Below are 1,950 nucleotides of genomic sequence, written 5' to 3' on the forward strand. Positions count from 1 at the left end.
GGTGAGGGCGGCCTCGATCTCGCCGGGTTCGACGCGGAAGCCGCGGATCTTGATCTGGGTGTCGGCGCGGCCGAGGTAGGCGAGGTGCCCGTCGGGGGTCCAGCGGGCGAGGTCGCCGGTGCGGTACATCCGTTCGCCGGGTTCGTACGGGCAGGCGAGGAAGCGGGTGGCGGTGAGGCCGGGGCGGTCCAGGTAGCCGCGGGCGAGTCCGGCGCCGGCCAGGTAGAGCTCGCCGGCCACGCCCGGGGGCACCGGCCGCAGTGCGTCGTCCAGCACGTACGCCCGGGTGTTGCGGATCGGGCGGCCCAGCGTCACGACGCCGTCGCCGGTCAGCGCGGCCGCCGTGGACCAGATGGTGGTCTCGGTCGGCCCGTACAGGTTGGTGACCTCGGCGGCCCCGGCGGCGAGGGCGTCGGCCAGCGCGGGCGGCACCGCCTCGCCGCCGATCAGCACGCGCAGGCCGCGCACCGACTCCGGCCGGTGGAGCACGAGTTCCTGCCAGAGCGCCGGGGTCGCCTGCATGATCGTGATGCCGTCGCGGTCGAGCGAGGCGGCCAGCGCGGCCGGGTCCAGGGCGATGCCCTCCGCGCCGACGACCAGGCCGGCCCCGGACAGCAGCGGCAGGTAGACCTCCAGGCCGGAGATGTCGAAGGACCAGGTGGTGACGGCCAGCAGCCGGTCGTGGGCCTCCAGCGGGAAGCGCTCCCGGGTGGAGCGCAGCAGGTTCATCAGCGACCGGTGCTCGACCATCACGCCCTTGGGGCGCCCGGTGGAGCCGGAGGTGAACAGCAGGTAGGCCAGCCGGGAGCCGTGCAGCGGGGCGGCCCGCTCGGCATCGGCCAGTGGACGGTCGTCCAGGGCGGCCAGCGCGGCGTCGACCTCGGGGTCGTCCAGGGCGACCGTGGGCACCTCGGTGCGCGGAAGCCCTGCGGCGATGGCGAGTTCGGTGAGCAGCAGGACGGGCGCGGCGTCGTCGAGCATCAGCCGGACGCGGTCGGCCGGGAGCGCCGGGTCGACCGGCAGGTAGGCGGCGCCGCTCTTCAGGACGGCCAGCTGCGCCACCACCATCTCCGCCGTCCGGGGCAGCGACAGGGCCACCGGCCGGTCCGGGGCGACCCCGAGGCCGACCAGGTGGCGGGCCAGGCGGTTGGTCCGGGCGTCGAGTTCGGCGTAGGTGAGGGCGGTGGACTCGGTGACGACGGCGACGGCGTCGGGGGTGCGGGCGGCCTGGGCCTCGAACGCGGCGACCACCGTGGTGCCGGGGTCGTCGGCGGCGGTGTCGTTCCACGCGGTGAGGACCTGCCGCCGCTCGTCCTCGGTGAGGACCTCCAGCCGGGCCAGCGGGGTGTCGGGCTCGGCGGCGACCTGGCCGAGCAGCCGGACCAGACGGCCGGCCAGGGCCGCGGCGGTGGCCGGCTCGAACACGTCGGCGTTGTACTCAAGGGTGCCGACGAGACCACCCGGGGAGCTGTCGTTCCCGTGGTGGCGCTCGGCGACGGCGAGGGACAGGTCGAACTTGGCGCTGTCCCCGCCGACCGGCTGCTCCGCAACCGTCAACCCCGGGAGGGCGAGAGCCGGTTGGGTGTTGTTCTGCAGGGCCAGCATGACTTGGAAGAGGGGGTTGCGGCCCATGGAGCGGGTGGGGTCGAGGACTTCGACGAGTCGTTCGAAGGGGAGGTCCTGGTGTTCGTAGGCCTTGAGGGCGGTTTCCCGGGCGCGGTCGAGGAGTTGGGTGAAGGTGGGGTCGCCGGTGGTGTCGGTGCGTAGGACGAGGGTGTTCATGAAGCAGCCGACGAGGTCTTCCATGGCGTCGTCGGTGCGTCCGGCGATGGGGGAGCCGATGGGGATGTCGTGTCCGGCGCCGAGGCGGGTGAGGAGGGCGGCGAGGGCGGCTTGGAGGACCATGAAGAGGGAGGCGCCGTTGTCGCGGGCGAGTTCGGCGAGGCGCTG

The 1,950-nt window shown here is 74.3% G+C and carries 1 protein-coding gene; it reads right to left on the minus strand.

Annotated elements, in window-relative coordinates:
* Positions 1-1,950 (minus strand): amino acid adenylation domain-containing protein (locus tag ABZW03_RS40275; protein WP_355269767.1); only part of this gene is annotated, 1,950 nt, incomplete at both ends.

Source organism: Kitasatospora sp. NPDC004799, from assembly GCF_040609095.1.
Lineage (GTDB): Bacteria > Actinomycetota > Actinomycetes > Streptomycetales > Streptomycetaceae > Kitasatospora.